Source organism: Nocardioides sp. (genome assembly GCF_034670285.1).
GTDB lineage: Bacteria > Actinomycetota > Actinomycetes > Propionibacteriales > Nocardioidaceae > Nocardioides.
The window spans coordinates 1-4548 of the sequence record NZ_JAXMNS010000321.1; the positions used below are offsets into that span (position 1 = coordinate 1).

Sequence of the window (4548 nt, forward strand, 5' to 3'; positions counted from 1 at the left end):
CCATGACGGATCCCTAGGGCTCGGGCCCGCACGACCAGCACGACGAGCAGCACCAGCAGCACCAGCACGACCAGCCAGCCGCACACACGACGTACGACTCAGCAGAGGTGCACACGCATGACGCGAGCCAAGACCGCTTCTTCTTCCGCCGCAACCGCCGCCACGACGGTCGCCGACCGGATCGCCCGCAGCTGGGTGTCCTTCGTCGGCAGCGGGCCGGGCGACCCCGATCTGCTCACGGTGCGCGCGGTCGACCTGATCCGCCAGGCCGACGTCGTGATCACCGAGTCCTCCGAGCACGCCCCGATGGTGCGCCACCTCCTCGGGCTCCCCGAGCCGGTCGAGCCGGTCGAGGCCGACCAGGGCGTCGACGCCACCGACGCTGCTGACGCCGACGAGCCGCAGGGCCCGGAGTTCGTCGACGGCGGGTTCGGCGAGGACGGTCAGCCGCTGACCCACGCCGCCCGCGCCAAGGTCGTCGTCAAGCAGGCCAAGCGCGGCGTGCGCATCGTGCGCCTCCTCTCGGGCGACCCGTTCCTCTACGCCTCCGGCCCCGAGGAGGCCCAGGCGTGCGCCAAGGCCGGCCTCGGCTTCGAGATCGTGCCCGGCGTCTCGTCGGTCGCCGCGGTGCCGGCGTACGCCGGGATCCCGCTGACCAACAAGGACCACCGCGAGGTCTCGGTCGTCACGTGCGGCGACAAGATCAACTGGAGCGAGTACTCCGACAACCGCACCCTCGTGCTGCTCTCGGCCGTCGGTCAGATCGGTGAGATCGCCGAGGCCCTCGTGGCCGCCGGTCGCTCGCCGCAGACCCCGGTCGCGATGACGCGGGTCGGCACGACGACCGAGCAGCAGACGGTCATCTCGACCCTCGACTCGATCGCCGCCGACGCCCGCGCGGCCCGCATGACGCCGCCCGCGATCACCGTGGTCGGTGACGTGGTCGGTCTGCGCGAGAAGCTGTCGTGGTTCGAGACCAAGCCGCTCTTCGGCTGGCGCGTGCTGGTGCCCCGCACCAAGGACCAGGCCGCCTCGCTCTCCATCGGTCTTCGTGGCTACGGCGCCGTGCCCGAGGAGGTGCCGACCATCTCGGTCGAGCCGCCCCGCAACCCGCTCCAGATGGACAAGGCCGTGCGCGGTCTCGTCGAGGGTCGTTACGAGTGGATCGCCTTCACCTCTGTCAACGCCGTCAAGGCCGTGCGCGAGAAGTTCGAGGAGTACGGCCTCGATGCCCGCGCCTTCTCGGGCCTCAAGATCGCAGCGGTCGGTGACAAGACCGCTGCCGCGATCGCTGCCTGGGGCCTGCGCGCCGACCTGATGCCGTCGGGGGAGCAGTCGGCCGCCGGCCTGCTCGAGGACTGGCCCGAGTACGACGACGTCCTCGACCCGATCAACCGGGTCTTCCTGCCGCGCGCCGACATCGCCACCGAGACCCTCGTCGCCGGTCTGGTCGACCTCGGCTGGGAGTGCGACGACGTCACCGCCTACCGCACCGTGCGGGCCACGCCGCCGCCGGCGCCGACGCGCGACGCCATCAAGAGCGGCAAGTTCGACGCCGTCGTCTTCACCTCCTCCTCGACCGTGCGCAACCTCGTCGGGATCGCCGGCAAGCCGCACCCCTCCACGGTGATCGCCGTGATCGGGCCGGCCACGGCCAAGACCGCCGAGGAGCACGGCCTGCGGGTCGACGTGCTCTCGCCCAAGCCTGATGTCGACGAGCTCGTCAGCGCGCTCGCCGCCTTCGGTGCCTCGCGTCGTCAGTCGATGGTGGAGGCCGGCGAGCCGGTCACCAAGCCGTCGGAGCGCAAGCCCTCGGCCCGTCGCAAGGCTCGAGCGAAGTGAGCTGGAGCGAGCGCAGCGAGTGAATCAGCGAGATTCGCGAGAGGGTTGAGGTGCGAGGAGCGCCAGCGACGAGCCTCGAAACCCGGTGAGCCGAGAGTCGGCCGCCACCCCGGTAGCCAACTCGAAGCGAGGCCTCATGAGCAGCGACATCACACACCCCGTCGTCCGGCCGCGCAGGCTACGCACGACCGCGGCCCTACGACGCCTGGTCGCCGAGACCTCCCTCGAGGCCCGTCAGCTCGTGCTGCCGGTCTTCGTGCGTGAGGGGCTCGGCGACTCCGAGGGGCCCCGTCCGATCTCGTCGATGCCGGGCGTTGTGCAGCACACCCGCTCGTCGCTGCTCGCTGCGGTCACCGAGGCTGCCGAGCTCGGCCTCGGCGGCGTGATGCTGTTCGGGATCCCCGAGCACAAGGACGCCGAGGGCACGGGCGCCGTCGACCCCGACGGGATCCTCAACCGCAGCATCCGTGACGTCGTCGGCGAGGTCGGCGACGCGCTGCCCGTGATGGCCGACCTGTGCCTCGACGAGTTCACCGATCACGGCCACTGCGGCGTCCTGACGGGCGACGGGCGGGTCGACAACGACGCCACGCTGGCGATCTATGCCGAGATGGCGCGCGCCCAGGCCGCGGCCGGAGTCGACCTCGTCGGGCCCAGCGGGATGATGGACGGTCAGGTGGGCGTCATCCGCCAGGCCCTCGATGGCGCCGGCCACACCGACGTCGCGATCCTGGCCTACTCAGCGAAGTACGCCTCAGCCTTCTACGGCCCCTTCCGCGAGGCCGTCGACTCCTCGCTCCAGGGCGACCGCCGCACCTACCAGCAGGACGGCGCCAACGCGGTCGAGGGCGTGCGCGAGGCGTTGCTGGACGTCGCCGAGGGCGCCGACCTGGTGATGGTCAAGCCGGCCCTGGCCTACCTCGACGTGCTTCGCCGGGTGCGCGACGCCGTCGACGTGCCGGTCGCTGCCTACAACATCTCCGGTGAGTACTCGATGCTCGAGGCCGCCGCCGCCAACGGCTGGATCGACCGTGAGCCGGCGATCCTCGAGACGCTGCTCTCGATCCGACGTGCTGGCGCCGACGTCGTCCTCACCTACTGGGCGGCCGAGGCCGCTCGGTTGCTCGCTCGCTGACCCGCCCGCGAAGTGGACCGAACGGTGCGTTTCAAGCACCGATCCGTGATCTCATGAGCACGGCGCACACGCGCCCTTGATGCTTTCGGGAGCTCAGATGAAGAACGTCCACGTCCGTCGTGCTGCTGCTGCCCTGATGGGGCCCGCGTTGGCCCTGGGGGCGGCAGGTGGCCAGGTCGGCACCGCCGCGGCCGGAGCGGAGTCGCCCTCGGCGGTGGTCACGGCGAAGGTGACCGGCTCGCTGGTCGAGGGTCGGCGAACTGTCGTGAAGGCCAAGGTGACTCGCTCGCCGCGGTCCGCCGTCGAGGGCCGGATGGTCCTCACAGCCGTCGGCGCCAAGGGTGCTGCTGCCAAGCGCGAGGTCGAGGTGCGCAAGCGTCGGCAGGTCGACGAGAAGGGCAGGGCGCGCTTCGTCGTCCGGTTCCCCCAGCCGGGGCGCTACCTCTTCGCCGTCGAGTTCACGTCTTCTCCGGGGACTGACGAGGTCTATGCGACGGACAACGGGGCATTTCGTATCGCTCGGCGCTGAGCCGATCGAGAGCCGATCGAGAGCCGCTCCTGAGGCGCTCCCGAGGTGGCAGCGCGGTGCGCGGCCGCTGACGCACCACGACCCGCCAGGAAGGCCTGGCGGGTCGTGGTGTCAGCGAGCTGGGTCGGACTACTTGCCCGTGTAGTCCTTGACGCACTGGTCGAACTTGTCGACCGCCGAGAGCGGGTTGTCGATCAGGCCGTCGAGGGTGCACTGCACCAGCGCCTGGGCGTTGGTGAGGATCTCGTCGACCGGCTTGACGTTGGTCTGCGGCAGGGCCGGGAGGCTGACCGGGGGCAGCGTCGGCAGCGGCAGGTTGGCCGGCGGCTTCGGACCGGGGTTGTTGTCGCCGGACTCCGGAGCCGGGGTCGGCTCGGGGGAGGGCTCGGACGGCGAGGAGCCGGAACCGGAACCGGACGGCGCGGGCTGCGCAGTCGGCTGCGGGGCAGGCGACGGGCCGGTGTCGCGGGGACCGTTGGCGGTGAAGCCCGGGAGCGGGGTGAGGAAGCCGGCCGACGCGGTGGCGTTGGGCACGGAGGTGAAGTCGCCCTCGAGGTAGTTGTCGGCCACGGAGAGAACGAGGTCGACGTAGGCGTTGGAGTTGTTGTAGCGGAAGACCGCGCTGCGCTGACCCGACAGGGTCGAGAGGTCGTCGTTGCCCGAGCAGAGGTAGACGGCGGTGCCGAGGGCCGCGTCGTCGATGTCCTGCGGGTTGCGGACGCCGTCGCCGTCGGCGTCGACTCCCACGACCGACCAGGTGGAGGGGATGAACTGCATCGGCCCCACGGCCCGGTCGTAGGTGGTGTCGTTGTCGAACTGGCCCGCGTCGGTGTCGCGGATCAGCGCGGTGTTGTTGGACCCGTTGAGCGCGATGCCGTAGATGCCGGGCTTGGCGACGCCGTCGGAGTCGAGGGCGTTGCCGGCGTAGCGACCGTGGTCGGACTCGACGCGGCCGATGGCGGCGATCAGCTGCCAGGAGAGGTTGCAGGCCTTGTCGGCGGCGTTGATGACGGCCTCGGCGCGCTGGTAGGCCGAGAGCGCC

The 4548-nt window shown here is 71.0% G+C and carries 4 protein-coding genes; 3 read left to right on the forward strand and 1 reads right to left on the reverse strand.

Features of this window, described 5'->3' with window-relative positions; all coding sequences use genetic code 11:
• Window positions 1-117 precede the first annotated feature (117 nt).
• The 3 genes from VOI19_RS14890 to VOI19_RS14900 all read left to right on the forward strand — a co-directional run bounded on the left by VOI19_RS14890 (window position 118) and on the right by VOI19_RS14900 (window position 3506).
• Window positions 118-1842 carry a uroporphyrinogen-III synthase gene (locus VOI19_RS14890; protein ID WP_323793749.1) on the forward strand — a complete coding sequence of 575 codons (1725 nt, stop codon included), beginning with the start codon at window positions 118-120 and terminating at the stop codon, window positions 1840-1842.
• 136 nt (window positions 1843-1978) lie between these two features.
• The gene (gene hemB, locus VOI19_RS14895; protein WP_323793750.1) at window positions 1979-2977 is read left to right on the forward strand and encodes a porphobilinogen synthase; all 999 of its coding nucleotides are present in this window, start codon (window positions 1979-1981) and stop codon (window positions 2975-2977) included.
• A gap of 97 nt (window positions 2978-3074) precedes the next feature.
• Window positions 3075-3506 carry a hypothetical protein gene (locus VOI19_RS14900; RefSeq protein ID WP_323793751.1) on the forward strand — a complete coding sequence of 144 codons (432 nt, stop codon included), beginning with the start codon at window positions 3075-3077 and terminating at the stop codon, window positions 3504-3506.
• A gap of 129 nt (window positions 3507-3635) precedes the next feature.
• Here the strand turns inward: VOI19_RS14900 and VOI19_RS14905 are convergent.
• Window positions 3636-4548 (reverse strand): lytic murein transglycosylase (locus tag VOI19_RS14905; protein WP_323793752.1); only part of this gene is annotated, 913 nt, incomplete at its 5' end.